Below are 26,649 nucleotides of genomic sequence, written 5' to 3' on the forward strand. Positions count from 1 at the left end.
TCCAGCACGACTTAATGCAACCGCCAAATCAAAGTGGTGCACACCCGTCGCTTCCATGCAAACGATGCTTTCGCCAGGCAGTTTCTGAATCAGAGTAATCAGCCTGTTATGATCTTCCGGCGTATTTTCAAATAATTGGGCTTTCCGGTGTTTGCCATTGACACTCATTACCACACACAATTCTTTACTTGAAACATCAATTCCGATGTGATTCATGGCTATTTCCCTTAATATCATTTTTGTTATCATGCTTTCTGGTTCCCTGACCCTGGCACTTCATCTATCTTCCTTGCAAATTCAGGTTCAGAAGCAAAGCTTACAGACCTTGGATACTCCTCGATATGGATGACGAGGGCGGGGAGCCTATCTTCTTACAAGCTCAAGGCTTAAGGTCGGACCGGCTTCCCCAGAAATCAGCGCAAGTTTAAAACAATTTAGTCGTTGGTTTTAATATACAAGGTTGGATGAGGGATTATGAAAACCGAGTTTTGAGGTGCGATGACTATAGAATCAGCAAAGTTTCACAGGGATAGACTCTATCAGGTTGTTGAGAACTCTCTGTGTTGCCATATTTAGCAGGAAACGGCCACTCCTTTGCGAGGAGATGACTGTAAACAACGTCCTATTGAACCTTGATCAGGCCGTCTTGATTTTTATAAACGCTGATTCTGGGCAAGGAGCATATTCGCCTCCTGGGTGAAATAAGCAACCTCACTCGCAATATCTTTACCCAGCAGTATTTTCAGGTGAATCCCTTCGGCGAGCTTATTGTTTTCTACTATTTTGATCTGTGCTGGCATGATCTGGCTGATTTGCTCAGCGAGCATAGAGGCACTTGAGTGGTAATGTATTTCAGTTTGCGCTTGCTGGAATGTTGGGTGATTGGTCAGGCGCGCATTGTCAATCCCGAATCGTTTCAAAAAGAGGGCGATATTTTTGGCCATACCGGTTACGCCATTACCATTGGAGACTTCGATACGTTTATTTTGTACTACGGATACTGATTTTTCAGAGACCGGTTCTTCTGAATGATGGTGCGCGATAGGAGCCGGATGAATAGTCGGTGCAGTAAGGGGTGCCGCCGCTTTGGGTTGCTCCTGGTCGCTTTTGAATTCATAAATGTTAGATGCAACCTGCACGAGCTGCTGCTGATTGGCGCTGGGTTGTACCGGTTGTATTTGCGGGATGCTGGAGAGGTTTTCTTCGGGTTTCTTCGCCTCAGGTGAAGAAATCGCGACTGGCTCGTTCAATCCCATGCGTTTATGTGCGGCAGCCAGATTCCGGCGTGCTTTATGATTACGGGGATCAAAGTGAAGCGCTTCCTGGAATGCAGCCGCTGCCTCGCTGTTTTGTCCCTGCAGCAGATGGGCATAGCCGAGGTTGTTATGCAGATAGGTTGCCGTGGGAGTGAGTTCGATGGCTTTCTGGAAATGCTCCAAGGCTAATGGGTATTGTCCTTGCGAGGAATAGATCACGCCCAGGCCATTGTGGGCTTCTACATAAGCGGGATTGGCTGCCAGCGCTTTTTGATAAGCTGCGATGGCGTCTGCATAGCTGGCTTTCCTATGATGATACCGTCCGAGGTGATACAGATTTTGCGCGCGGGTGTCGGCATGCTGGACATGCATTACCGGCTTGATCTGCAGCGCAGCGTATTCCTTGCTGGAATAAAGGGATGAGCAGCCTGCCAAAACCGATAAGCAACCGATTGTCCAGGCGAGCTTTTGTTTGTTAGCGCGCATAATCTATTCTCCTGTGGTATTGGTCTTATTACGGATAGCGGCTAGATTGGCGCGTGCCTTGAAATTCTCAGGGTCCAGCCGTAATGCTTGCTCAAACGCCTTGATGGCTTCGGGCTCCTGCCCCAGCAGTAAGTAGGTATAGCCCAGATTATTATGTAAGTGAGACGCCAGCGGCGCCAATGCCACTGCTTTCTGGAGATGCTGCAGCGCGGGTTCGAATTTCCCCTGGATGGAATAAATGACGCCGAGTCCATTGTGGGCTTCAGCATAATTGGGGTCGATAGCCAGGATGTTCTCATAAGCCGTGATGGCTTCCGGGAATTGAGCCTCATCCTGATAGCTGCGGCCTAATTGATACATTTTTTCGAGATCACGGGCGATCTGCTGGCTATCCTTACCGGTATTGTCTGCCGATCCCAGCTTGTTTTTGCCGGGTTGAGCGGCGCATGCTGCTAACAGCAACAGGCAAGCCAGGATCCATAACGGTTGTTTGATATTGAACATGATATTCCTTCCTTTATTGAGCCGTACCTGCAAATGTAGGTAGCAAAATGCGATAGATGTTGATAAAAGCAGGCCCCATGAGCACCACCAGTAGCGAAGGAAAGATGAAGAAGATAAGCGGAAAAAGCAGTTTCAATGCGATTTTTGCGGCTGCTTCTTCTGCGCGCAGGCGGCGCTTGGTGCGCAGCGTATCGGAGTACACGCGCAAGGAGGCCGCAGTGCTGGTTCCAAAGCGGTCGGCCTGAACCAGCATGGCGACCAGCGCCTCGATTTCCTCGACGCCGGTTCGCAAGGCAAGATTACGCAGCGCTTTTTCCCTGGACGCGCCCGCGCGTAATTCCAGTCCGACCAGATAAATTTCTTCCGCCAGAATCTTGCTGCTCAGTTGGATTTCTTCGCCTACCTTGGCCAGCGCCGCATCCAAACCCAGTCCTGCCTCGACGCACACGGTCATCAGATCGATCGCATCGGGAAAACTCTCGAAGAGTTCAAGCTGGCGCGATGCAACCCTGCGTGCCAGAAATACATTGGGCAAATAATAGCCGATTGCTGCCAGGACCAGGAGCACCATGGCGGCTGCATTGGTACTTAACTCCAGTCGGCCAATACCGGCATACAGCAGGAAGATGCCCGGCAAGGCTAAGGCCAGCAATGTTTTGATGGCAAAATAAATCGTCGGCGCCGAGCTGGATCGATAGCCAGCATGCATGAAGCGGGCCCGTAGCGCGGATTTCTCCCAGTCCTCGTCGGGTAAGGCAAGTTTCGCCAATGGCTGCGATAGCTTGATAACCGCCTCTTTCCACTCTTCATCTACCCGGTGTCCATCCAGCATGCCATCCTTCGCGGCAATCTGTTTCAGGCGCGCTTTGGTCGCGCGCGGGGCAAATACGAGCATCACTGCATAAGCAATGCCGGCGACTGCCAGAAAAATCATGATCAAAAAAGCAGTTTGTGCAGAAATCATAATTTAGTTGCCTTTAGAACGAATCGAAATAGAAGGGTAACGGGTTCATAGCAGGTTCTTTTTAGTCGGTTTTATTGAGCGACACAACGCAATTTACACGCGAATCTTGATGATACGCGACATGACATAAATACCGACGATCATCATGGCCATAGCGGCGCCAACGAGCTTCAGACCTGCTGGATCCGTCCATAATATCTCCAGGAAACCGGGGTTAACGATATTAATGACCAGCGCCACTGCAAAGGGCAAACAGGAAAGGATCCAGGCGGATAGCCGTCCTTCCGCTGACAGCACGCGAATTTTGCCTAACAGCGTAAGCCTGGCGCGGATCAATCCGCTGATTTTGTCGAGCAATTCCGCCAGGTTGCCGCCGCTTTCGCGCTGAATCAGCACCGCAATGACAAAGTAGCGCAAATCGGTAATGGGCACCCGCGTTGCAAGATTCATCAGCGCATGCTGCATGGGAACGCCAAAATTGACTTCATCGAATACCAGGCGAAATTCACTGGCGGAAGGTTCAACGCCTTCAGTCGCCGCCATTTGTAATGCACCCGGGAAGGCATGTCCTGCTTTCAAGGCGCGCGACATCAGATCAATGGTTTCCGGCAATTGCTGCTCGATTGTTTTCAGACGCTCATTTTTTGCCCGGACTACAAAGAAATAGGGAATCAGGGCGCCTCCTGCCGCGCACAGCAACATGATCAGGAATGGCCAGCCCAGCAGCGCAGCCATTGCCATGGCGCCTATGCCGGTCATGGCGCTGTAGCTCAGGAATTGCGTGACCATCAGCGGCATGCCGGATTGCAGCAATAACTGGTCGAGACTGTGCATGCGCGGGAATTTCAGCAGCAGTTTTTGCAGGGGAGGGGAGTCGCTCAAGAGGCGTTGCTTGAGCAGGGGGGCATTGGCTGCATCCTTCCAGGCCACAGAAACCTGCTGCAGCCGTTTTTTGATGCGCTTTGCCCCCGCTCCGTGGCTGGAGCGCCAGGTCAGGTAACCTCCTTCCAGCAATAGCACGACCGCAAGAAAGGCAAACGCGATGAATAAATAATAAAGGTAATCCATGACTATTCCTTATTCATATCGCCGGGAAGGATCAAACAAATCTTCCCGGACAGGAACACCAAATATCCGTAAGCGTTCGGCAAACTTGGGACGGATACCCGTTGCGCGGAAATGCCCCTGTACGGATCCATCCGCCGCCACGCCCGTTTGCTCGAAGGTATAAATTTCCTGCATGGTGATGACATCGCCTTCCATGCCGGTAATTTCCTGAATGCTTAGAATCTTGCGTTTTCCATCGGGCAGACGCGAGACCTGAACGACGGCAACAATCGCCGAGCTGATCTGCTGGCGGATTGCCTTGGGTGGCAGATTGAGTCCCGCCATGCCGACCATGTTCTCGATCCGGCTCAGCGCATCGCGCGGGGTATTGGCATGGACCGTGGCCATGGAGCCTTCATGACCGGTATTCATGGCTTGCAGCATATCGACGGCTTCCGCGCCGCGCACCTCGCCGATGATGACCCGGTCAGGGCGCATCCGCAGGCTGTTGCGCACCAGCGAGCGCTGAGAGACTTCGCCTTTGCCTTCCACGTTGGGCGGGCGTGTTTCCAGACGGACCACATGCGGTTGCTGTAATTGCAGCTCGGCGGCATCTTCGATGGTGATGATCCGTTCGGAGGAGGGGATGAAGCTGGACATGATATTGAGCAAGGTCGTTTTACCGCTCCCCGTACCCCCTGAAATCAATATGCTGCATTTTGCCTTGACCAGTCCACTGATGATTTCGGCCACTTCCGGCGTCATCGATTTGTAGCGTATCAGATCCTCCACCCTGAGCGGGACCACGGCAAAACGCCGGATCGAAACCAGCGAGCCATCGAGGGCCAGCGGTGGAATAATCGCGTTGACACGCGAGCCATCGGGCAACCGCGCATCGACCATCGGGCTCGACTCATCCACGCGGCGCCCGACCCGCGAAACAATGCGGTCGATGATTTTTCTCAAGTGGCCTTCGTTAGCGAAATGAATATCGGTGATTTCCAGTTTTCCGCGCCGCTCGACATATACCTGACGATGGGTGTTGACCAGAATATCCGAAATCGTGGGATCAGCCAGCAACGGTTCGAGCGGGCCGAGCCCGAGTACTTCGTGCTGAATATCCTGAATGATGCGCTGGCGTTCAGTGTCATTGATCGGGGTGCGTTCCTCGATCAATAGCCGCTCCACCAGGCTCTTGATTTCCGACAACAGCCGTTCTTGCGGCAGGCTTTCCATGACGGCCAGATCCATCCGGTTGAGCAGCCCTTCGTGGATGCGAGACTTCAATTCATGATAGACCGCGTTATTCTGCAAAGCCGCATGGTTAGGTGCTGGTATAGCGGATGCGGATTGAGTGGCGGCAGCATTGGCCGCTCCTATACCCTGAAGGCGATCTCGTATTGACATGATGAGGATTCCATAAAAATAAATAAGTGATTTTTCATGGGATGCGTTGTTTCTGCGTTAAAAAGGAAACAGTTTTTTGAGCAGCCCGCCATGTGCATTATTACGCGTCAGCTCTTGCGTGATTTCCTGTAATGATTTGGCTATTGCACTGCGCCGCGCCAGCTTGGTGACCGGTATGCCCTGATTGACCGACTCGGCGACGATGCTATAGTCGTTAGGGATCGCCTTGAACACTTCCAGTTGCAAGGTGCTGGTCACGTCGTTCAGGGTAATGTCGTCTTTTTTGCCAAAGCGGTTTACGATCAAGCGGATTTTGTCAGCGGAATAGCCTAACGAGTCAAACGTGTTGATGACACGCTTCGCATCGCGGATGAAGGGCAAGGTCTGCTGTAATACCGGGAAGATCAAGTCAGCCTGATCCAGACACTGAATTGAAATGGCATCGAATGAGCGTCCGATATCCAGAATGACATAATCGTAATGTTTTTTGGCGACCTGGATCAACGACTTGATATGCTCCGGTTTTATTTCTGCCGCCTTATCGGGCTCATCCGGAGCGGGTAGCACATCGAAATTAGGCAGCACATGGATCGAACTGGAAGAGAGAAACGAGCCATCCAGCCGCTGAATCTGCCGGGTGACATCCGCAATGGAAGTGGTCGATACCCCTTCGTGAACGAACAGAGAGGCATCGCCAAACTGCAAATTGAAATCGAACAGGATCACCCGTTTGCTTTCCAGTGACGCCAGGGTATAGGCGATGTTGCTCGCCAGAAAGGTTGCGCCACTGCCACCCTTGCAGGGAATAAATGCCAGTATTTTGCCCTCCTGCATCGGCGTTCTGGCCATCGTCATTCTTTGCTGGAAACGCCCGACTGCATCGATCAGCCCATGCTGGCTGACAGGGGTCGGGACGATTTCGCGCACTCCCACGCGCATCGCCTCGAGCAGAAATTCCTGCGGTTGAGGCGGGCACAGCATAATGACTCCTAAATCAGGGAAACGCGAAGTCACCCGGCTGAGAATTTGCTGCTCCCCCGGGTTAAGTTGCACGCCCTCCAGCAACAGCAGATCCGGGTGTACCTGTTCGACCACCGCCGGGATTTGTTGCGCGCCGCCTGTTATGGCTACCGGCGGATGCGATGTCTGGGTATGCGCAAGGAACTTTTGAATATCATCCAGACATTGTTGATCTTGTGCAATCGTTGCGATTTTCAATTTCATACTCCTCTGTTTGCTGGCACAGCTATTTTGTTCATACTATTTCAAGCGCACAATCCGGATTGGCGCTATTCATGCTCTCGCGCGGTAGCGTCGTGGTAAAGGGCGGCATGGTGATGTTCAGCGGCACCAACGGAATCACGGTGGAAACCGTTAATCCAGTGATGCTCACGGTAACCGATCTGCAAGTGTCAATACCGCAACCACTGGGTAAATAATCGACAGTGATATTGCCATCTTTCAGCACGCCAAGCATTGCCTCCATTTTGCTCTTAATCGTAGTGACAGCATTCTGATCGCACACGACGGCTAACCGCGCGCCTAGCCGGGTCGCTTCCGTGGCCGTGTTCCAGTAGAACAGCACCCGGCTCATTTCCATGACGCCAAGCAGCAGTGTGAACAGCAGCGAAGCAATCAACGCGAATTCAACAGCCGCTACCCCACGTTGCTTTGCACGCTGACTGAAACGCTGAGCCGATGCGGGTTTTGGATTAAATTGTCGGGGAACTTTCATGATTGCCTCATCGTTGCGCGAATATCACCAAATGTGAGCGAACTCTCGCCGCCGCCCAGGAACGCACGCGGATCGAGTATAAAATTGAAGGTGTAACCGGTAATGCCTACCTCGACCAGGTTAATTGGCGGGCCAGGCACTAAACTTGTGCCAGTCGCAACATTTGCGTAATGCTTAATAGAAACTAAGCCGGTAGTTAGCCCCGGCGCGAGGGGCTGTCCGGTGCATCCGGTATTGCCGTGTACCGCGAGGCATTGGGCTTCGGTTTGTGCTTGGGAATAACCCGTTTCAGTTGGATTCCTTTGCGAAAGATGCCGTACCGCATCTCGCGTGGCCTTGACGAGTGTGTTGTACTGATATAGCGCACGGCCAAATTCGGCTGCACCGAGCGCAAGCATCAGCATGGGAATCAGCAGCAGCGCGAATTCCACCGCGACTGCGCCGCGCATTGATTTCGGTAATTTGTAGTGTTGTGGACGCATGATCATTACCTCACGAGAGCGGGCACCATCGGGCCTGCGGCAGTGGGGCCTGCTGGCACGCCATTGGTGGCGCAAGGGCTGTTAGCTTGATTCGACCGCCCCAGGTATTCCAGATACATTCGGTCTGAGCCAGTTCCGCTGCCTCCCTGGGAATTATTAATCGGATGCAGCATCAGCACGCAAGCCCACGCTTCCACAGCGGATGTAGTATTACCACCTGTTAGGCCGTTGCAATCCACTATAGCAGCAGTCGCTAAGCGGCGATCCGCACCATGTTCCTTGAGGTAAGTGGAATCTTTAATAGATCCCTTTATTTTTAATCCGGTACTATCATCTCCTTGATAGAATGCATTTTCTGCTCTTCTAGCTTGAAAATTTGCGAATGCATTGAATTTCGAGGGCCAACTTGTTACAGCATCAGTGTAGGCGTAACCACTGTAATCAGGCACCGGATCGGGTTTATTGTTGTTACTATTGTCGCTACCAGGTGGGTAAATACCAAAACGGCTGTTCCAATCATCGGCCAGCGAGGATTTGACTCCTGCTTCTCCTACTTTAGTACCCAATGCAGGAAGGTTGCACACGCCAGGGCCAGTCAGATGTCCAGCCAGTTCAGTTTTACCGCCGCCGGGCGGGGTGTAATCCACCCACATAAAATTTCCAGTCAGATTGCCCTCATCAGTTGTACTTCCTTGGGGTCCCAACACACTTCTCAACCATGTTCCGACCGGCGTGCTAGGTGGAACATCTTTACTACAGACCGCTACCGGAATCGCACAAGAGGTAATCTGCGAGGGCGCAAGGGTAGCTACTGCACTCGCAGCAACGGTCTGATCGCCAATGGCTGTGCCAGGCAGGAGATTCAGCACCTGGATGAACCAGTTGGCGATCCCGGCTTTGCTGGCTTCACAACGGGCAAAGCGCTTCTTGGTTGCTTCCAATCCGGTAAAAGCGGCAGCAGTATCATAACCTCCTGCCAGCGTTTCACTGAAGGTCACGCTGCTAATAACAATTTGTTCATCCTGGAACAGCACATCGTGGCGCTCGCCAGTAGCTTTTCCGGCTGCCTCAGCCAGCTCTAGCTGGTTGGTATTAGCACCGGTCAGTTCACGCGCCGCAGCCAATGCGCAGGCATCCGCACTATTTTGCAGCTCGGTTTTGGCGACAAAGAGCTTGCCCAGATCGAGTGCCAGACCGACAAAACCCACCAGCGCGACCAGCGACAGTGCGACAATGATGGCAACAGCGCCTGTTTCCTTCTGAACAGAATGAAAGTTTCGGCGAGCGGATAATCCAACCGGGGGGGGGGTCATAGGCGGTTCTCCTGTAACGGATATTTTGGAGTGATCATGGTGTTTAGTTCCCACCGCCACCGCCACCGCCACCGCCACCACCACCGCTGCTACCGCTCTTTCCAACATTGAGCACCCCTCCCGACATGGGCCGGGGCGGGTTTCTGAATGAATCTCGGTAATTATCAAAGATGGCATCGCCGGCCTGACCATTGATGCCTTTGACGGGTTCCGTATTGAGTGAGGCTTCAGGACTGATGGTTTGCTGGGCTTTGGCAATGCCGACGGCTTCACCAAATCGCGCATCCAGGCGCGGGGTGACCGGCGCGCATCCTGCTGCCAGGCTGGCTATGGCCAGCAGCAGGCATGAGAATGAGCCTGAGATATTTCCGGGGGGGGGTGTTTTCATGTCAATTTTCTCCTTATTTCATTTGAAAACCGCCGTGCTCACTCTGCGGTATCTCCGCCCTGGCAGGCCGTGTTGGTTCGGATGCGCTTTCCATTCTGCCCTGAAGCAGGAATTCACCGCGATCAGGCGTGACGAAGGCATCGGTCGGTAGGGGGTAGTCTGTCTGGAGCGGTTTTATCAGGCGGGGCGTGACCACGATCATGAGCTCCGTTTTATCCATTTGAAAGTCGCTGCTGCGAAACAGCGCGCCTAATACAGGCACTTCCCCAAGCATCGGGAAACGTTTGACCGCTTCCTTGAAGTTATCCTGCAATAGTCCCCCAATCGCCAGAGATTGACCATCGCTGAGCTGTACCGTGGTCGAAACGCGCCGGGTCTTGAAAGTAGGGACGGGTTGGGTCACGCCCAGCGTTCCAGACAAATTGTTATTGATGGAGACCAACTCTGAGACTTCCGGGCTGACTCGCAGGTGAATGCGGCCTTCTTCGAGGACAGTCGGGGTAAAGCGCACGCCTATGCCGAATTCTTTGGAATTGAGTGTCACCTGGCCTATGCCGCTTTGCACGGGAATTAAAATTTCACCGCCCACCAGAAAGCTCGCATCCTGCCCACTGATCGCCACGATGTTGGGTTCCGCCAGAATTTTGACCAGCTCGTCTCTTTTCTGGGCGTCCATGAGGAAAGAGGTACCCTCATCCATGGTGGCATTGTTGACTCGGGGCAAACCCAGCTCGACATCCGCCGTTAAATTCTTTCCTGTCAGAAAATTTGCGGCGCCTCCGCCAATCATTCCCGCCATGACCTGTGTCCAGGCGCTGCCGGCCTTTCTGGCGGCCCGGGCGAAGTCAAAGCCAAGTTTCTCGGCGATGGTGCGGTTGACCTCGGCGACCTTGACCTCCAGCATCACCTGCTGGTTGTCACGCACGCGCAGCAGATTGACGATCTTGGTGCTGCCCAGCCCTGCGCCCGCACCGGGTGAGTCCTCGTCGCTTTGCATGCCTTGCCGTAGCATCTGCGTTCCTTGACTTCCCTGTCCACCTTGTCCGCCACCTGCCTGACCGCCGCCTTGCATGCTCATCATCATGCCGAGTACGGAAGTGCGGATATAGGTATCCGCCAGGGTGACAGCGCGATCCACCTTAATGGTGTCGGAAACCGTGCCGGAAAGCACCAGTGAATCACCCGCAGCCCTGACTTTGATATCTCTTTCTTCCGGCATGATTTCCAGCAGTTTATTTTGCAGCGCGGCGGCATCCATCAGCACGGTTACATCGACCACCCGGGTTTGCCCGCTGCGTGACCATAGAATAATGTTGGTGGTGCCGATCATCTTGCCGAGGATGTACACTTCGCTCGGGTTGATCAGGGTGACGTCGGCCACGCCGGGGTTGCCGACCGATATGCGTGAAATCGGCGAGGGCAGTCTGAGCAGGGTGGATTTACCCAGCGTCACATCCATGCTGGAGGCCATCTCGGCCATATCGGCTGCTTTGAGATGGGGTGGAATGGCTGCGACAGTTTGCGCTAGCACCGTTGAAACACTGATTACCCACCCTATGATCATCCAGAATAACATCGTGGTGAAATCAGGCAGTTGTTGCGATTTCATTGAATTTCCCCTTTATTTTATCGCGCGTTGGTTTTCTCAAGCCCGCGGATGATCTCGACCGATGGCTTGGGTGTCCCCACAGATTTGTAAACAATTTTTTTGTCTTCTGGCTTGGCTTCAACCGTGGCCATTTTGGTGCCCAGCAAATCGTGCGTGCGTATGCCATCGGTTGAGCCGAAGCTCTTGTCAATCTGATTGCGCAATACCAGCGACAACGTGCCGACACTGCGCGCGAGGTCGAGCCGTTCTGCCTGCTCCGGCGTCACTTCGAGCGTAACGGCGTTGACCACTTTGGGCTTGGTTTCATCGCGACCGAGATCCTGCGCGACAGCCAGCACCAGAATCTGCTCCAGGACGATCTTGGAAACAGGGTTTTTATAGTCTTCCTTGATATTCACCAGAATGTCCACCAGATTGCCGGGGAGCGCAAATCCGGCGACGCCGACCACATCGTTGACACGCACGGTAATCGCGCGTTTGCCATCTGGAATGACGCCCGACAGTCCGCCAGCCGTGCCTTCCGGCGCGAGTTTGCCTTCCAGCAACGGTTCACCGCGCTGCAGATTGACCTTGACGACACGGCTATCGAGCAAGGTGAGATCGTTGAATGATCCAGTCGGAATGCTGCCGCTCGGCCAGTCGATGGTTTTCATCAGATCGGCTGTAAGTCGCGTGCCCACATTGATATCCTGCGCAGCCACCACGACCCGGGAGGCATCGATGCCTACCTGCTGGTTAATCCATTTTCCTGCCACGACCACCGCAGCCACACCTAACAACAGCGAGACCACGATCATTCCTAGCGCGCCTGTATTTCTCATTGAGCTACCTCTCATCCTTTAATCGGGTTATGAATTTTGGGCTGCATCGTTGCATGATCACCACACCATCAATAGGCTGACTATATTGAAAATGAGGCTGTCATGATGATCGAAACAGAACGGCAAAATAACCTTACTTCATGGTTATATACTCATCACCCTTCAAAATTCGGCAGCTATCTTCTCCCGCTGGGAGAAGGTTGGATGAGGGATGATAAAAACCGAATTTTGAAGGGTGATGAGTATATACAGTCGAAAATATGACACCCGGCTGTAGGCATTGGTTATGGCAGCTTGCCCAGGGAGTTGAAGTAGAATAAGGGGAGATTTCCGGATTTTTTAAGAAACCGCTGAACAGGTTCGATTTCGTCCTTCCTGCGAAAGCAGGAGGGTAGGGTGCAATAAGCCAAGCGCATTGCACCAGATAGCGGCGGGTGATTTAATCAATAAATGCAACAGAATGCATGGCGCAATGCCCGTTGGTGATGATGCCTTATATATTTACTTTCTTTGCGCTATCCCCAATGAATCTTTGCCAGATACACCAGCGTTCCGGCAGCAATCGCCACGCCGTAGGGTAATTTTCCGGCGGATTCAGGAAGCATTCCGGTAGCGGGAAGGCTTGCGATTGACGATCCGGCCAGACGCATGAGCAGCATGATCTTGAGATTATCTATGAGCCTGGCTAACTTGCCTTTCCATAAGACGACCCCGATTGCCAATGCACCGCCTGCCAGCAGGATATATAAGGTGACGTTTAACATGCTGGCTGGCCCGACAAATGCGCCAATCATGGCCATGAGTTTGATATCGCCTGCACCCATGGCACGCAGCAGATAGAGCGGCAACAGCACGGCCAAGCCCACACCCAATCCTGCCAACGCGTTCAAGATACCGAGCCCACTCAGCTCCTGTGGGAGTAGGGTATGCAGTAATACGCCAGTGATAGCGCCCGGAAAAACCACTGCATTGGGAATGCGGTAATGGCGGATATCCTGTAAAGCTGCAAGCAATAGCAATATTAACAACGTTCCAGTGATCAACATATCTATTCAATTTCTCTTTTTAACTACCATGTAGTTAAACAACTACATGGTAGGTTAGATTGGAGAATGTAGATTAATTTAATTAGGCGGAAGTTTTTAGTTGTGTACTAATGAATGTAAACATGTCATCTAATTTCCCTCCAAGAGCTGTTGCTCCAGCGATAATTGCAAGCGCAATTAAAGAAGCGAGTAAACCATATTCAATAGCGGTGACACCTTCTTCGTTGCTCATGAATTGTTTAGCGGATTGGATCAGTTTGTTCATGGTATTTCTCCTATCAAGGTTAAAAAGTTCTCTTTTAAAAAGTGACTTTGTTTTGTTACGCCACGGGTGTCATTGTGGCAAATCACATGCCCTGCGCCTATCGTACTGTGGTACATCGTACTTTGGTACAACCTGCGGGCAGCACAAGGTGACTGGCGAACTATATTAAATAGGACGCTGCCGTGATGGCTGAAACAAAGCAACAAAAAGTCTTTATTTTGCTGTTAACCCGGTAGGGTGGATAAGCAACGCGCCATCCACCCAAAAACCAAACAACCACTGGCTAAAACGGGTGGGTTTGGGTTGCAAGCTAAAAACCTGGATACACGCTGATTAAGCCATGCACCTTATTCCGATTCCAGCTTTTAAATCATCATTTGGATTGGACTCAAATACGGTGGATGATGCGTTGCTTATCCACTCTACTCCTGCCGATAGCCAGTTGATCATAGTTTATCGACTCATTTCATTCTGCCCCTGAAATCTCCTGGATTAGAGCCGTCGTCTTTATAAACACGAAATACGAGAGGTTTAGCGGTTTGTTCTATAACGCTTGATACGCTATTTTTCAACATAATGAAAAGGGTGGATAGGCGGGCAGAGGTAGGGCGGATAAGCAAAGCGTCATCCGCCAGAATATTTACACTCCGACTATTTGGCACGGGTAAATTTCAATCAAACGGTGGATGGCGCAAGCTTATCCACCCTTCTGCACTCCTCCTTTTTTATATTTATTATGGGGAAAAAATGAATTCATTAGCAAAGATAATCGAATCCAAGAGATTCAATGTGTATAGCGGGGCGCTATTGGCGGCATTTTTTGGAACCTTTGCTTACGCACATTTCAGTAAATTCCTAGAAACATATCAGTGGTCATTATTGCTGGTCGTTATTTCCGAGACCTTGACTGCGGGATTCTTTGTCTTCCGTAGTCATCCGGAAACTGTTTCATCAACGCCATCCGATTGGTTAGTGGCGATGATTGGTTCCTTTGCACCGTTGTTTTTCCGCCCGGCAGAGTGGGGGGTTCTTCCCATGGCCAGTACCCTGATAGCAGCGGGTACCCTATTGCAGATCATCAGCCTGGTGTCCCTCAATCGTAGTTTCGCACTTGTCGCCGCCAAGCGTGAAATCAAAACCGGATGGATGTACCGTATTGTGCGGCATCCGCTCTATGCGAGTTATTCCCTGTTATTTGGCGGCTATGTGCTGGTGCATACGACGCTCTTGAATCTGCTGGTTTATACCGTGATGGTAATATTTCTCTGCATCCGTATCATCCGGGAGGAAAGGCATCTCGCTCAGGATCCGGCCTATCGCACTTACATGGTTGATGTGCGCTACCGGTTGATCCCGTTTGTGTATTGATGTGGCACGGGTGGATGGCGCGCTGCTTATCCACCCTACCACGCTATCGAAGGCTAATATTCACATAGCACCGTAGGATGTGCTGAACGCAGTGAAGCGCATCGTTCGCGATTGATGCGCCTCGTGCCTCGGCACATTGGACTTGAACTGCATATGGCATAAAAGAATGTGGCATTAGGTTGAAGCGCTTTATCGCTTGCATATTTGTAAACTATGGTATACGGTCGTCCTATGAGAACAATCTACACTACAGATGTTTTCGATGAGTGGTTTTCCAGTCTACGCGACAAGCGTGGCAAGGCGCGTATCGAAGCCCGGTTACGGCGAGTCGAGCAGGGGAATCTTGGTGACGCTAAGCCGATTGGTAAGGGGGTTTCTGAATTGCGTATCGATTGCGGTCCTGGCTATCGGGTGTATCTGGCGCAACGGGGTATTGAAGTTGTTGTGCTGCTTGCGGGGGGCGATAAGAGTACGCAGGAGCATGATATCAAAACCGCGCTTGAATTGGCGCGGAAACTGTAAGGGACAGTCATGAATATGATGAAACTTAAAAAATGGGATGTAATCGACCACCTCAAGACCGAGGAAGATATGGCGCTCTATTTTGACGCTTGCATTGAGGAAGATCCGGGTGACGGCAGCTTGATTCGCGCTGCTTTGGGTGATATTGCGCGTGCTCACGGGATGACCCAGCTTGCGCGTGATACCGGATTGGCTCGAGAAGGGCTTTATAAAGCCTTGTCTGCTGATGGGAACCCCGAGTTTTCCACGATCCTGAAAGTCATCAAAGCACTCGGGTTACGATTGCATGTCGAGGTTGCTCGTCATTGAATGATTATGTTTTATATGAAAGCTAAGCAATTTGACGCCGACTTTAATGGCGGCAAGGATATCACTGCAGTCCTGGATCTTTCACAGGCGCGTAGACCTTTGCAAAAACAGAGAAGAATCAATGTGGATTTTCCAGATTGGATGATTGAATCCTCGATAGGGAAGCCAGTCGGCTCGGTGTGACGCGCCAGTCCATCATCAAGATTTGGCTTGCTGAACGGCTTGAGCAAGTAGCCTCTGGCAAGTAGATCTGTTCAGTGCCGCAGGAGGCGCTGAACGTAATGAAGTACATCGTTCGCGATTGATGCGCCTCGTGCCTCGGCACATCCTACAGCGTTATCCAAGACATGTATATCTCGAAAATCAGCGCAGTAGGGTAGCACCGTAGGATGTGCTGAACGCAGTGAAGCGCATCGTTCGTGATCGATGTGCCTAGTACTCGCGCACCCTACCACGTTATGTGTGCTGAACCAAGATTTCTGATTATTGGCCGTATAAAGGATAAGCGTTGATCGGCAATCATCACTCATACGGTGAATAAGCTTGCGTCATCCACCCACAACGCTTTACTCATGTCTTTCACCTGTGCCCAATTAACCCGAATATTTCATAAATTGGCACGTGCCCTCACTTATCTTTTGATTAATGAGAAAGATTTTGCTCAGTCGGTGTATGAATCACTACACCCCTCCTTCTCAAAACTTCCCTATTAATCAAAATCCTGCGTGATCATCACGCGAATTTATGAAATATTCGGGTTAACCGTGAAGAAGTAGGTTCCGCCTGGGATGCGATTGCGCCGGTAGTTCGGCATTAACCAAGTAGCATGCGGTGGATGACGCGCTGCTTATCCACCCTACTATGCTGGTTGAATTTTGTATTAGACAGAAATGGTGGGGTAGTCGCTGTCATGATCGATGTCTGTCTGATTCGATGTGGCGGCGGTATCCTTGACGAGCAGGGCCAGCTTGATTCGATCTGAAATGGCCAGTTTGCGGAATATCTCGGTCAGGTGTGCCTTGACGGTTCGTTCGGTGATATCCAGTTGTCTGGCAATTTGCTTGTTGCTTTCACCGCGTCCTACCAGGATGGCGATTTCATATTCACGCCGGGTTAAATTTTCAAGCAGGCTATTTACTGCGCGTTCAATTTGTTTTTTTTCCTGCAAGGTTATGGCCAGCTCATTTTGCATGTGCTGGACCAGCTTACGCCGGATCCATAGTTCGCCTTGCCAGACAGCCTTGACGGCGCGTTTGATTTGTTCAGGCTCGATGGTGTCCAAGCAAAATCCCCTGACTCCCGATTTAAATAACGCCCACTCCATTTCATCGGAAAGGCCGTGGATAGATAATATGATCCGGGTTTTAGGGCTCAGCACCAGCAGGCTTTCAATGATCTGCAGGCTGTCTATACCGAGTAAGTCATGATCAAGCAGAAGGATGGGAGGGGATCTTCTGATCAGTTCATGTGAGAGAGAATCCAGATCGGTCAGGCAGATCAGGGTAGAAATATCCGATAATCCTTGCTTCCAATGAGCAAGTTTTTCTTCGCAGGAACTGGCAAGCAGAATCAAGATCGTTTCTCCTGTTCAACTGGATTAAGGTTGTCATTTATTAACATAACGACTTATTTTTTCCCGGTCTTGAAACATTAAACGAGGCACATGCGACGCTATGCCCGCTGGTGGTTACTGTCTGGCGCATTGAATACTGAAATTCAAGGGCGGCAGGTGAAAGGGTGATGGATCGCTTCATCACCCCGACCTGAGCACGTTAGCGCATCTTCATCTAATGGACAGGCACTGCTCTAAGCAGATTCAGCGTATTACTCTCGGGCTGATAGAGCATTTCAACTGAATACACGGCACCGGATTGAGTATCGAGCACTTGAGGAAATTTAACGATCTGGTTAACCGGATTATAGGTTGGCAGATAAGGATCTGCCGTTAACGGCTCGCTGAGTGATTGGATCGACCGGATGCCGAACGTGGTTAAGGTATTGGCATCTGTCGGCGTATTCAACTGCTCCAGTTCAGCAGTAAATAACTGATTATTTACCCGTATTCTGGCGACATGGGCTTTCCGGCCGACTGCATCGAACGCTACGCTATCGGGAGAGAGGACAGCGAAGGGATCAGCGCCGGTACGCGTGACTCTCAGGGTATATTGATCGTCGGAGAAGGGGAATGGAGTGATGAACTGTTCAATGATCCTAGTTCCACCAGGAAGAGTAGCTTTCACTCTTTCTAGTACTACATCCCCAGCGCCGCATCCTTCCACATCATTGTTTATTTGAGGATCAAGACTACTACTCCTGAATAAGGGTGAGGTGATCAGCACCAGATAATTTTTGGGTTGTTGACCTACCCCAATATCCAGGGTGCGCCGGTCACCGAAACAGGGATCAATGATGCCAATCAGGCTATTATTGAAGAAGCCTTTGTCGTAAAGTAAATAGAAATGATTTGCTTGAGTGGTAGATAGCGTTTCATTGGTGCGGTCTATATAAGTCCTGAGAGTTACAGTTTTGTCTTCATTGCCTTCACTTTGAAATTTATCGGCATCGAGAACGTACATTACCCAGCCTTTTTCATCCTTGCACTGTGAGCCTTCCGGGCAGAGCTCCAGATTGATGATTTCGTTACCGAGGCTGTTGACTATGAACCAGTCCCGGTCATCAGGACTCGTCAACTGACCGCGCATATACTGCCCCATCTGGGAAGCGTTTCCCGCATGAATCGGGCTTGCTTCATTGGAGTTATTGTTGAACTCAATTTCGACATTATCAAAAGATACTGAGGGATTACCAAGAATATAAACAGTCAGCTTGGCATCAATGGTGTTGTCATTGGCAGTAATAATCTGATAAAGAAAAGTTTCTTGTGCGACATCGTTGAGGCCCAAAGCCTGAACCTGCGGCAGATCGTTCTTCATAACATAACGAAAACCGCCCGCTGCAGAAATATCCAGGAAACCATAATTTCCGATCGGACTATTCAGTAACCTGAGGGATAGGCCATCTAATTCACCAAACAGACTTCCCGAGACCTCCGGCTTTTCATTCTTTATCACGGTTACGACAAGCTCTAGATGATCAATCTGATTCGTGTCGGTGCTACTGCCTGACGATCCTCCCGATGAAGTGCCTCCACCGGGTGATGTCGTGTCTCCGGGTGGCCGTATTATCGCCGCAGAGACTACGCAGGAAAATATCAGCATCATAACCAGCATCATGGCATTACTTATTGCAGTCCATTTATTCATAATCGTTCGCAATTGAGTGTGTTGATCAAGAGTGTTCAGACGATAGCGGAATAGCAGAACAGCCAGGCAATGATTCACTTTGTCCCGAAAGATGAATCAGAGTCTGGCGGCAAGCGCTACGTAAAACCTTATGCTTGCGATTATGTGGAAGTTTGTTGTGCCGTGAGGGAAGGAACAGCCCGATAAAAAGCGGTTATTTCAGATTTATTAAATGAGTCTGAGGGGAGGTTTTCTGGGTTGACCCCGTTTGTGTATTGATCAGTTGCGCGGAAGAACTGAATAGGCGTTTTCAGAACCAGACAAGAATCGACTCATCCGGTTCTATTTTGCAGAACTATCCTTCAACGATTTCAAAATCATGGGTGATATTGACTGTGCTCTTTAGCATGATAGAGGCTGAGCAATATTTTTCTGCGGAGAGATTGATCGCGCGTTCTACCTGTTGGGCCTTCAGGTTTTTTCCGGTTACGATGAAGTGCAGGTGAATATCGGTAAATACCTTGGGATCTTCAGTAGCCCGGGCGGCATCGATTTCCACGACGCAGTCGGTGATTTCCTGACGGCTTTTCTGCAGAATCAGAATGACATCGATTGAGGAGCAGCCGCCGAGTCCCAGCAAGATTAGTTCCATCGGGCGTGGTCCCAGATTTTTTCCACCGATATCCGGTGCGCCATCTATCTGGACTGCATGGCCGCTTTCTGTTTCGCCGGTGAAATGAATGCCGTCCTGCCATTTGATACGTGATTTCATCAGTCTTTTTCCTGTGTTTTTATTAGAGAGCTTAACCCGAATATTTCATAAATTGGCGCGTGCCCTCACTTGCCTTTTGATTAATAAGAAAGATTTTGCTCAGTCGGGTGTATGAATCACTACACCCCTCCTTCTCAAAACTTCCCTATTAATCAAAATTCTGCGTGATCATCACGCGAATTTATGAAATATTCGGGTTAAGTAAATTCGTCTATTCAATTTCATCGTTCCCGCGGGCGGAAACCCGGGAAATATCAGTGCGCAAAAGATTGACGGGTCGTGAGGCGCAATCCAAGTTGCAGTAATTCATTTCCAATATCACCCTTGGCGACGCCTTTGATCATTCTGTCTATGCTTGCGGCGTGTAAAAGCGCCTGTAAAAGTAATCGAGGGGGCAAGCGTTTTACGGCAGTTGTCATGGTTTTCTGCTGCTGACTCCAGACACGCGCGTCTTTTAACGCTTGCGCGAGCGGCTTACCTGTACCCACTGCCTGGTGAATTTGCAGCAGCGTGCGAATGGGCTCAGTCAGCGCACTCAGAATCAGGGGAGGGGGCGTGCCTTCACCTTGCAATCCTTCCAGGATACGGGTGTAGCGCACGGTATCCGCCGTCAGCATGGCTTCAGACAGGCTGAATACATCGTAGCGCGCAACATCGAGCACCGCATTCTTGACGTGCTCAAAAGAAAGCATGCCAGGCGGATAGAGTAAAGCAAGTTTCTTGATTTCCTGCTGGGCCGCCAGAAGATTGCCTTCCACCTTGTCTGCGAGAAATTGCAGGGCATCCGGCGCAATATGCTGTTCTTGTAGCGCGAGGCGTTGCTCAATCCAGTTTGCCAGCCGGGAGTGTGCTATCGGATCGGCGGCGATCATTACGCTTGAATGCTCGAGCGCTTTAAACCATTTGCTGGTCTGGGTCTGTTTATCAATTTTGGGCAGCGTTATGAGCGTTATGGTATCAGGAGACTGGCTCTGACAGAGTGCTTCGATAGCGAGACCGCCTTCTTTTCCAGGCTTGCCTGAAGGAATACGGATATCGAGCAACCGCCGTTCTTCAAATAATGATGATTGGCAGCGCCATCGTTGCAGATTCGACCAGTCGAAACGGTGGTCTACCGTAAAAATATCCCGCTCGGCGTAGCCGTGTTGCCGGGCATGAGCGCGAATCGTGTCCGCTGCTTCCATTGCGAGCAGTTGCTCGTCACCTACGATGGCATAAAGCGGTGCGAGCTGTTTTTGCAAGTGACGGGAAAGCTGATCGGGGTTGATGCTCATAAATGAGTTTGATTGGCGTTATGCAAGACTTAACATTTTCTCAAAATGACGGGTGAGGCTTGATTGCGGCGATACGCCGGATGATCTGCTGCACAGCGTCTGATTGCATGTCCTTGTAAAGCATTTCCTCTTCTGCTGCTTTGGCGAGAACCTGTTCATCCAGGAAAGGGAGCACCCGTGTCACGTTGATCTCCTCAACTGGTGCGATTTCAGCACCCTGGGAGTCGATCAGGCGCGCGGAAATACGATAGCCTAACTGAAATTCCCTGACGCGCCCGCCAATTGAAAGAGACAGAATTTTCTTTTCATTAACCGCGCTCAGGATCTGCAGGATGGCCTGAGCTTTTTCCGGTTTTTTGACAACTTTTGCATTGGTGCTGACACGAATAGCTCGCTCGACATCTATTCTGATGGAATGGCCTGGCGGCGCGGTGACATGAATGGAATCAAATGGCAGGGCGGTGATTTGTCCGCGCAAATGGAAGCCGCAGGCGGTGAGTGCGAGCATAAGAGTGATCGCAAGGAATGCACGGATGGGTTTCATAATATCGATAACACTTATTTCCAGTTTATACGCATCACCCTTCAAAATTCGGTTTTTATCATCCCTCATCCGGCCTTCTCCCAGCGGGAGAAGGTCTAGCTGCCGGATTTCGAAGTGCGATGAGTATAAATCCAGTATTTGAGTATCTTTGTTTATTAGCCCGAATAATTCAAGGCAACGCATTATTCTTAAACGACAATATTGATCAATCTTCCGGGGACGACGATTACTTTTTTCACTGACTGCCCTGCAATGGTTTTCTGAATATGCTCATGATCCAGGGCGATGCGTTCGATTGTTGCGCGATCCGCGTCTTTGGCGACCCGTATTTGAGCGCGTAATTTACCATTGACCTGGACAACGAGCTCGATGTCATCCTGGAGCAGCGCCTGAGGATCGGCCTTGGGCCATGCTTGATCGAGCAGTTCCGTACCCGGCTTGAGTGCCTGCCAGAGCGCGTGGCAAATATGCGGAACGATCGGTGACAGCAGCAGAACAATGCTTTCCAGCGCTTCTTGCATGAGCTGACGCGCTGTTAAATCGGTCGCTTGCAGTTTGGCCAGCTCGTTCATCAATTCCATCACAGCAGCAATTGCAGTATTGAAAGTGTGGCGGCGGTCCAGATCGTCGGTCACTTTGGCGATCGTCTGGTGAAGCTGGCACCGCAACGATTTGAGTTCAGGCGGGAGCGTGTCGGCGTGAAGCTGCCCGGCAGGGATGCCGCCTTGTTGCAAGTGGCTATAAGCGAGCCTCCACAAACGTTTGAGAAAACGGAAAGATCCTTCCACGCCCGTATCGGACCATTCCAGTGTCTGGGTAGGCGGGCTGGCAAACATCATGAACAATCGTGCGGTATCGGCACCATATGATTCCACTAACTCCTGGGGATCCACTCCATTATTTTTTGATTTTGACATGGTGCCGATACCGCCCGATTCGACGGGTTGATTATCAGCATGCAATACAGCGCCAAACCGCTTACCCGCTTCATCAAAATGAATGTCAACCTCAGCTGGATTGAAATAGGCGATACGGCCGGTATCCATTTTACGGAAGAAGATTTCATTCAATACCATACCCTGGGTCAGCAGATTGGTGAAAGGCTCGTCGAGGGAAATCAATCCGAGATCACGCATGACTTTGCTCCAGAATCGCGAATAAAGCAAATGCAAAATGGCATGTTCAATCCCGCCGATATACTGGTCTACCGGTAGCCAGTAATTCACTCGTGAATCTGCCATGGCGGAACCCTGATCCGGGCAGGTATAACGGATGTAATACCAGGATGAGTCGACGAACGTGTCCATGGTGTCGGTTTCACGGCGTGCGGATTGGCCGCACCGGGGGCAGGCGCATTCATAAAATGACGGCGATTTTGCCAGAGGATTACCCGATCCGTCTGGCACTATATCTTCCGGTAGCCTGACGGGGAGTTGATCATCCGGCACGGGAACGACTCCGCAATGATCGCAATGAATCAATGGAATAGGACATCCCCAGTAGCGCTGGCGTGAGATGCCCCAATCGCGCAGACGATAACGCATCCGCTTTTCCCCTAGTTCCTTGTGTTTCAGCGCGGTTGCAATGGCCTCTACCGCAGCTTGAAATTCTAACCCTGAAAATTCTCCTGAGTTGAAGGTGATGCCGTACTCGACATAGGCTTGAGTCAGTGCCGTGTCTGCATCGCCGTCTTTGGGTTTGATGACAGCTTTAATCGGCAAGGCATATTGGGTAGCAAATTCAAAATCACGTTCGTCATGCGCCGGGACAGCCATGACAGCGCCTTCGCCGTAACTCATGAGAACATAATTGGCGATCCATACTGGTAGGCTTTCTCCGGTAAGCGGGTGAATTACGAATAAACCGGTATCCATGCCTTTCTTTTGCTGGGTGGCCAGTTCCGCTTCCATGGTGGCGCCGTGTTTGCATTCTTCAATGAATTCAGCAAGTTTTGGATTATCTTTTGCTGCATGGAGTGCGAGTGGGTGCTCGGCGGCTACCGCTACATAAGTCGCGCCCATCAGGGTGTCCGCGCGCGTGGTGAACACTTTGAGATCCTGAGGGGTGCCAGATTTTTTATCAGCAGGAAAAATGATATCGACGCCATAACTTTTACCAATCCAGTTAGCCTGCATGGTTTTGACGCGGTCGGGCCACCCTGGCAGCTTGTCCAGATCGTTGAGCAGCTCATCGGCGTACTGGGTGATGGCCAGGTAGTAGCCGGGAATCTCGCGTTTTTCTACCAGCGCACCGGTACGCCAGCCGCACCCATCGATGACTTGTTCATTAGCTAATACGGTTTGATCAATGGGATCCCAGTTCACGACCTGGGTTTTCTTGTAGGCGATGCCTTTTTCAAGCATGCGCAGGAATAGCCATTGATTCCAGCGGTAATAGTGTGGATCACAGGTTGCGATTTCACGATTCCAGTCAATACCCAGCCCTAGGCTTTGCAATTGCTTACGCATGTAGGCAATATTGTCATATGTCCATTGGGCTGGAGGAACGCCATGCTGCATGGCTGCATTTTCAGCTGGTAATCCAAATGCATCCCAGCCCATGGGTTGCAGTACGTTATAGCCTTGCATACGGTGGTAACGGGACAATACATCGCCTATCGTGTAATTACGTACATGTCCCATGTGCAGTTTGCCGGATGGATAGGGAAACATCGACAGACAGTAATATTTAGGCATGCCAGGGTTTTCAGTCACATTGAATGCGGCAGTCTCTTCCCAGTGTTGTTGTGCGACTTGTTCGATTTCCTGAGGGTGATATTTTTCTTGCATGTAACGAATTTCCTGGCAGTAAAGAAAGATCTGATTATACCGTGAACAAATGCGCTTGATACGTTCCAACCGCTCATGATAGCCTCAATTAACGAATATTTATCGAAGGGTTTTGAAATGATCATTAATCAACACTTAAAGCCGTTTTGCACCTTGCTATTTATCTTCTTTCTGACTGCGTGCGCCACGTCGCCAACGGGTAGAACGCAATTGGCTTTTATGCCAGATGCTGAACTGGATAGCATGGGGCTTCAGGCTTTTGAAAATTTGAAAAAGGAAAAACCCATTAGCCATAACAACAAAAACAACCAATTTGTAAGCTGTATTGCCAATGCGATCACGCGTGAAATTGGAGGGGAATGGGAAGTGGTCGTGTTTGACGATCCATCGCTGAATGCGTTTGCACTGCCAGGTAGAAAAATTGGGGTACATACCGGCCTGATAGATCTGGTTGATAATCAGGATCAATTAGCTGCAGTCATCGGTCATGAAGTAGGTCATGTCTTGGCCAGACACAGTAATGAACGCATGTCGCAGCAATTAGGCGCGCAAGCAGGAATAGCCCTGATTCAAGCGGTAGCAGCGCCGCAAACAGCAATGGGCCAGACTGCGATCAGTTTACTGGGGATCGGCGCGGAGTATGGGGTTATCATGCCTTTTAGCAGATTACATGAGAGTGAAGCCGATACGATTGGGCTGGATCTCATGGCGAAAGCGGGCTTTAATCCTGCAGAAAGCGTCATCCTATGGCAAAAAATGGCGCAAGCTAGCCACGGCAGCCAACCTGTCGAGTTTCTCTCAACGCATCCTTCCCATGCTACGCGTATTCAGGATCTGCAGGCACGGGTACCTCAGGCGCAGCGGTTACAACAACAAGCCAGGGCCGCAGGCAAGAGCCCTCGTTGTGTTAAGTGATCGTCAATCTCCTAGAGATGGATGGAAGACGTGAAAGACGTGAAAGACGTGAACAAAGTGTTGTGATGCTGGGTGGATGACGGCTGCTTATTCACCCTGCCACGCTAGTTGCTATGGAACGTGCCGGGGCACGAGAGGCGCATCAACCGTGAACGATGCGCTTCACTACATTCGTTTTATTGAAGCTTATTACGATACTTAGCCCGAATATTTCATAAATTGGCACGTGCCCTCACTTGTCTTTTGATTAATAAGAAAGATTTTGCTCAATCGGGTGTATGAATCACTACACCACTCCTTCTCAAAACCTCCCTATTAATCAAAATCCTGCGTGATCATCACGCGAATTTATGAAATATTCGGGTTAGCGCACTTCAAAATTTGGCAACTATACCTTTTCCCGCTGGGAGAAGGCCGGATGAAGGATGATAAAAACCGAATTTTGAAGTGTGACGAGTATATGTTCGTTTTATCGAAACTCGCTACGTTCGTTTTCTCGCTTCCTGTGCTCCATTTGCCTTTACTTCATCCTGTCGGACGATTTATTCAGGGCTTTCCGGATTGTTTCCAATTTATATTTTCAGGTGATTACCTGTCAAAATAGTGTGGAAAGGAGGTATCATACAAGGTTATTGCCAGTGGCGTAGAGATCATCGGTAAATTTAGCATTGTTTTTTATATTTAAGGAGATAGTAGCAAAATGTCGCAAAAACATCCCGTTATTGCCGTGACCGGATCATCCGGTGCTGGCACATCCACGGTTAAGAATAGTTTCGAGCATATCTTTCGTCGGGAAAAATTGAATGTTGCTATCGTGGAAGGAGATAGTTTCCACCGCTACGACCGGGACGCCATGAGAAATGCAGTAGCAGAATCAGAGAAAAGCGGCGGGCGCCCTATCAGTCATTTTGGGCCAGAAGCCAATGAATTTGAGAAACTGGAAGTCCTGTTCAAGGAATATGGTCAAACAGGCTCGGGTATGACCCGCCTATACCTTCATAATGAAGAAGAGGCTGCCCCTTACAATCAGAAACCTGGCACCTTTACCCCTTGGAAACCGATTGGGCCCGGTACCGATCTTTTGTTTTATGAAGGTCTGCACGGCGGTGTAAAAAGCGATACCGCGGATGTGGCAAAATATGTGGATCTTCTCGTGGGCGTGGTTCCCATCGTCAATCTGGAATGGATACAGAAAATTCACCGTGATACCAGTGCTCGCGGTTATTCAGCAGAGGCCGTGACACAGACTATTCTGCGCCGTATGCACGACTATGTGCACTATATTACTCCGCAGTTTTCACACACACATATCAATTTTCAGCGTGTTCCAACGGTCGATACCTCCAATCCTTTTATTGCTCGTGAGATTCCGACGCTGGATGAAAGCATGGTGGTGATCCGTTTTCGCGATTACAAATCTGTGGATTTTCCTTTCCTGTTGAATATGATTCATGATTCATTCATGTCACGTCCCAATACCATTGTTGTGCCGGGCGGCAAAATGGGCATGGCGATTGAATTGGTTTTGACGCCATTGATCCTGGATCTGACCGCAAAAAGTAAACAATAGTTTTACAAAGCCTACCTGGGA

The 26,649-nt window shown here is 50.5% G+C and carries 27 protein-coding genes and 1 pseudogene; 7 read left to right on the top strand and 21 right to left on the bottom strand.

Features of this window, described 5'->3' with window-relative positions; genetic code table 11:
* The 13 genes and pseudogenes from BLW34_RS08055 to cpaB all read right to left on the bottom strand — a co-directional run.
* Nucleotides 1-216 (bottom strand): annotated as a pseudogene (locus BLW34_RS08055) (IS110 family transposase); the annotation flags it as partial.
* Nucleotides 217-653: 437 nt separating this feature from the next.
* Nucleotides 654-1,742: a LytR C-terminal domain-containing protein gene (locus tag BLW34_RS08060; RefSeq protein ID WP_090578027.1), complete on the bottom strand. Its 1,089-nt coding sequence runs from the start codon at nt 1,740-1,742 to the stop codon at nt 654-656.
* 3 nt (nt 1,743-1,745) lie between these two features.
* A complete protein-coding gene (locus BLW34_RS08065; RefSeq protein WP_090578031.1) occupies nt 1,746-2,246 on the bottom strand; it encodes a tetratricopeptide repeat protein in 501 nt (166 codons plus the stop codon).
* A gap of 13 nt (nt 2,247-2,259) precedes the next feature.
* Nucleotides 2,260-3,210, bottom strand: a complete 951-nt coding sequence (locus BLW34_RS08070) for a type II secretion system F family protein (RefSeq protein WP_090578034.1) — start codon at nt 3,208-3,210, stop codon at nt 2,260-2,262.
* A gap of 93 nt (nt 3,211-3,303) precedes the next feature.
* Nucleotides 3,304-4,278, bottom strand: coding sequence for a type II secretion system F family protein (locus BLW34_RS08075; protein WP_090578037.1), 975 nt, complete (start codon nt 4,276-4,278; stop codon nt 3,304-3,306).
* Between the two features lie 9 nt (nt 4,279-4,287).
* Entirely contained in the window at nt 4,288-5,664 is a 1,377-nt protein-coding gene (locus BLW34_RS08080) for a TadA family conjugal transfer-associated ATPase (RefSeq protein ID WP_090578041.1), read from the bottom strand.
* Between the two features lie 57 nt (nt 5,665-5,721).
* Complete coding sequence (locus BLW34_RS08085) at nt 5,722-6,888, bottom strand: CpaE/TadZ family protein (protein WP_090578044.1); 1,167 nt, start codon at nt 6,886-6,888, stop codon at nt 5,722-5,724.
* 31 nt (nt 6,889-6,919) lie between these two features.
* A complete protein-coding gene (locus BLW34_RS08090; protein WP_090578047.1) occupies nt 6,920-7,399 on the bottom strand; it encodes a TadE/TadG family type IV pilus assembly protein in 480 nt (159 codons plus the stop codon).
* The gene (locus tag BLW34_RS08095) at nt 7,396-7,881 is read right to left on the bottom strand and encodes a TadE/TadG family type IV pilus assembly protein (protein WP_256203684.1); all 486 of its coding nucleotides are present in this window, start codon (nt 7,879-7,881) and stop codon (nt 7,396-7,398) included. The genes BLW34_RS08090 and BLW34_RS08095 overlap by 4 nt, the downstream gene beginning before the upstream one ends.
* A gap of 5 nt (nt 7,882-7,886) precedes the next feature.
* Nucleotides 7,887-9,302, bottom strand: a complete 1,416-nt coding sequence (locus tag BLW34_RS08100) for a pilus assembly protein TadG-related protein (protein WP_256203685.1) — start codon at nt 9,300-9,302, stop codon at nt 7,887-7,889.
* The gene (locus tag BLW34_RS08105; RefSeq protein WP_090578057.1) at nt 9,238-9,582 is read right to left on the bottom strand and encodes a tRNA dimethylallyltransferase; all 345 of its coding nucleotides are present in this window, start codon (nt 9,580-9,582) and stop codon (nt 9,238-9,240) included. The genes BLW34_RS08100 and BLW34_RS08105 overlap by 65 nt, the downstream gene beginning before the upstream one ends.
* Nucleotides 9,583-9,595: 13 nt before the next feature.
* Nucleotides 9,596-11,191: a type II and III secretion system protein family protein gene (locus tag BLW34_RS08110; RefSeq protein ID WP_090578060.1), complete on the bottom strand. Its 1,596-nt coding sequence runs from the start codon at nt 11,189-11,191 to the stop codon at nt 9,596-9,598.
* A gap of 17 nt (nt 11,192-11,208) precedes the next feature.
* The gene (gene cpaB, locus BLW34_RS08115; RefSeq protein ID WP_256203687.1) at nt 11,209-11,988 is read right to left on the bottom strand and encodes a Flp pilus assembly protein CpaB; all 780 of its coding nucleotides are present in this window, start codon (nt 11,986-11,988) and stop codon (nt 11,209-11,211) included.
* 126 nt (nt 11,989-12,114) lie between these two features.
* Between cpaB and BLW34_RS16095 the strand changes: the two genes are divergently transcribed.
* Nucleotides 12,115-12,276 (top strand): hypothetical protein, encoded by a 162-nt coding sequence (locus tag BLW34_RS16095; RefSeq protein WP_177165987.1) that lies wholly within the window; start codon nt 12,115-12,117, stop codon nt 12,274-12,276.
* Between the two features lie 251 nt (nt 12,277-12,527).
* On the opposite strand, the gene BLW34_RS08120 is transcribed toward BLW34_RS16095, so the two are convergent.
* Nucleotides 12,528-13,058, bottom strand: a complete 531-nt coding sequence (locus tag BLW34_RS08120) for an A24 family peptidase (protein ID WP_090578066.1) — start codon at nt 13,056-13,058, stop codon at nt 12,528-12,530.
* 82 nt (nt 13,059-13,140) lie between these two features.
* Nucleotides 13,141-13,323 (bottom strand): Flp family type IVb pilin, encoded by a 183-nt coding sequence (locus BLW34_RS08125; protein WP_090578069.1) that lies wholly within the window; start codon nt 13,321-13,323, stop codon nt 13,141-13,143.
* A gap of 747 nt (nt 13,324-14,070) precedes the next feature.
* On the opposite strand from BLW34_RS08125, the gene BLW34_RS08130 reads away from it, so the two are divergent.
* From BLW34_RS08130 to brnA, 4 genes are all read left to right on the top strand, one after another.
* On the top strand, nt 14,071-14,691 hold the full coding sequence (locus BLW34_RS08130; RefSeq protein ID WP_090578199.1) for a methyltransferase family protein: 621 nt from the start codon (nt 14,071-14,073) through the stop codon (nt 14,689-14,691).
* A 231-nt stretch (nt 14,692-14,922) separates the two neighbouring features.
* Nucleotides 14,923-15,213: a type II toxin-antitoxin system RelE/ParE family toxin gene (locus BLW34_RS08135; RefSeq protein WP_090578072.1), complete on the top strand. Its 291-nt coding sequence runs from the start codon at nt 14,923-14,925 to the stop codon at nt 15,211-15,213.
* A 15-nt stretch (nt 15,214-15,228) separates the two neighbouring features.
* On the top strand, nt 15,229-15,522 hold the full coding sequence (locus BLW34_RS08140) for an addiction module antidote protein (protein WP_256203688.1): 294 nt from the start codon (nt 15,229-15,231) through the stop codon (nt 15,520-15,522).
* Between the two features lie 15 nt (nt 15,523-15,537).
* Entirely contained in the window at nt 15,538-15,705 is a 168-nt protein-coding gene (brnA, locus tag BLW34_RS08145; protein WP_256203689.1) for a type II toxin-antitoxin system BrnA family antitoxin, read from the top strand.
* Between the two features lie 697 nt (nt 15,706-16,402).
* On the opposite strand, the gene BLW34_RS16890 is transcribed toward brnA, so the two are convergent.
* From BLW34_RS16890 to leuS, 6 genes are all read right to left on the bottom strand, one after another.
* Complete coding sequence (locus tag BLW34_RS16890) at nt 16,403-17,095, bottom strand: LuxR C-terminal-related transcriptional regulator (RefSeq protein ID WP_090541679.1); 693 nt, start codon at nt 17,093-17,095, stop codon at nt 16,403-16,405.
* A 214-nt stretch (nt 17,096-17,309) separates the two neighbouring features.
* Nucleotides 17,310-18,785: a VCBS domain-containing protein gene (locus BLW34_RS08155; protein WP_143037889.1), complete on the bottom strand. Its 1,476-nt coding sequence runs from the start codon at nt 18,783-18,785 to the stop codon at nt 17,310-17,312.
* A 334-nt stretch (nt 18,786-19,119) separates the two neighbouring features.
* Complete coding sequence (locus tag BLW34_RS08160) at nt 19,120-19,536, bottom strand: OsmC family protein (protein ID WP_090578082.1); 417 nt, start codon at nt 19,534-19,536, stop codon at nt 19,120-19,122.
* A gap of 254 nt (nt 19,537-19,790) precedes the next feature.
* Nucleotides 19,791-20,810, bottom strand: coding sequence for a DNA polymerase III subunit delta (gene holA / locus BLW34_RS08165; protein ID WP_090578085.1), 1,020 nt, complete (start codon nt 20,808-20,810; stop codon nt 19,791-19,793).
* A 40-nt stretch (nt 20,811-20,850) separates the two neighbouring features.
* A complete protein-coding gene (gene lptE, locus BLW34_RS08170; RefSeq protein WP_256203690.1) occupies nt 20,851-21,423 on the bottom strand; it encodes an LPS-assembly lipoprotein LptE in 573 nt (190 codons plus the stop codon).
* Between the two features lie 119 nt (nt 21,424-21,542).
* Nucleotides 21,543-24,143: a leucine--tRNA ligase gene (gene leuS, locus BLW34_RS08175; RefSeq protein ID WP_090578088.1), complete on the bottom strand. Its 2,601-nt coding sequence runs from the start codon at nt 24,141-24,143 to the stop codon at nt 21,543-21,545.
* A gap of 117 nt (nt 24,144-24,260) precedes the next feature.
* On the opposite strand from leuS, the gene BLW34_RS08180 reads away from it, so the two are divergent.
* Complete coding sequence (locus tag BLW34_RS08180) at nt 24,261-25,058, top strand: M48 family metallopeptidase (protein WP_090578205.1); 798 nt, start codon at nt 24,261-24,263, stop codon at nt 25,056-25,058.
* A 700-nt stretch (nt 25,059-25,758) separates the two neighbouring features.
* Nucleotides 25,759-26,628 carry a phosphoribulokinase gene (locus BLW34_RS08190; RefSeq protein ID WP_090578095.1) on the top strand — a complete coding sequence of 290 codons (870 nt, stop codon included), beginning with the start codon at nt 25,759-25,761 and terminating at the stop codon, nt 26,626-26,628.
* Nucleotides 26,629-26,649 lie beyond the last annotated feature (21 nt).

Source organism: Nitrosomonas sp. Nm58, assembly GCF_900107335.1.
Classification (GTDB): Bacteria; Pseudomonadota; Gammaproteobacteria; order Burkholderiales; family Nitrosomonadaceae; genus Nitrosomonas.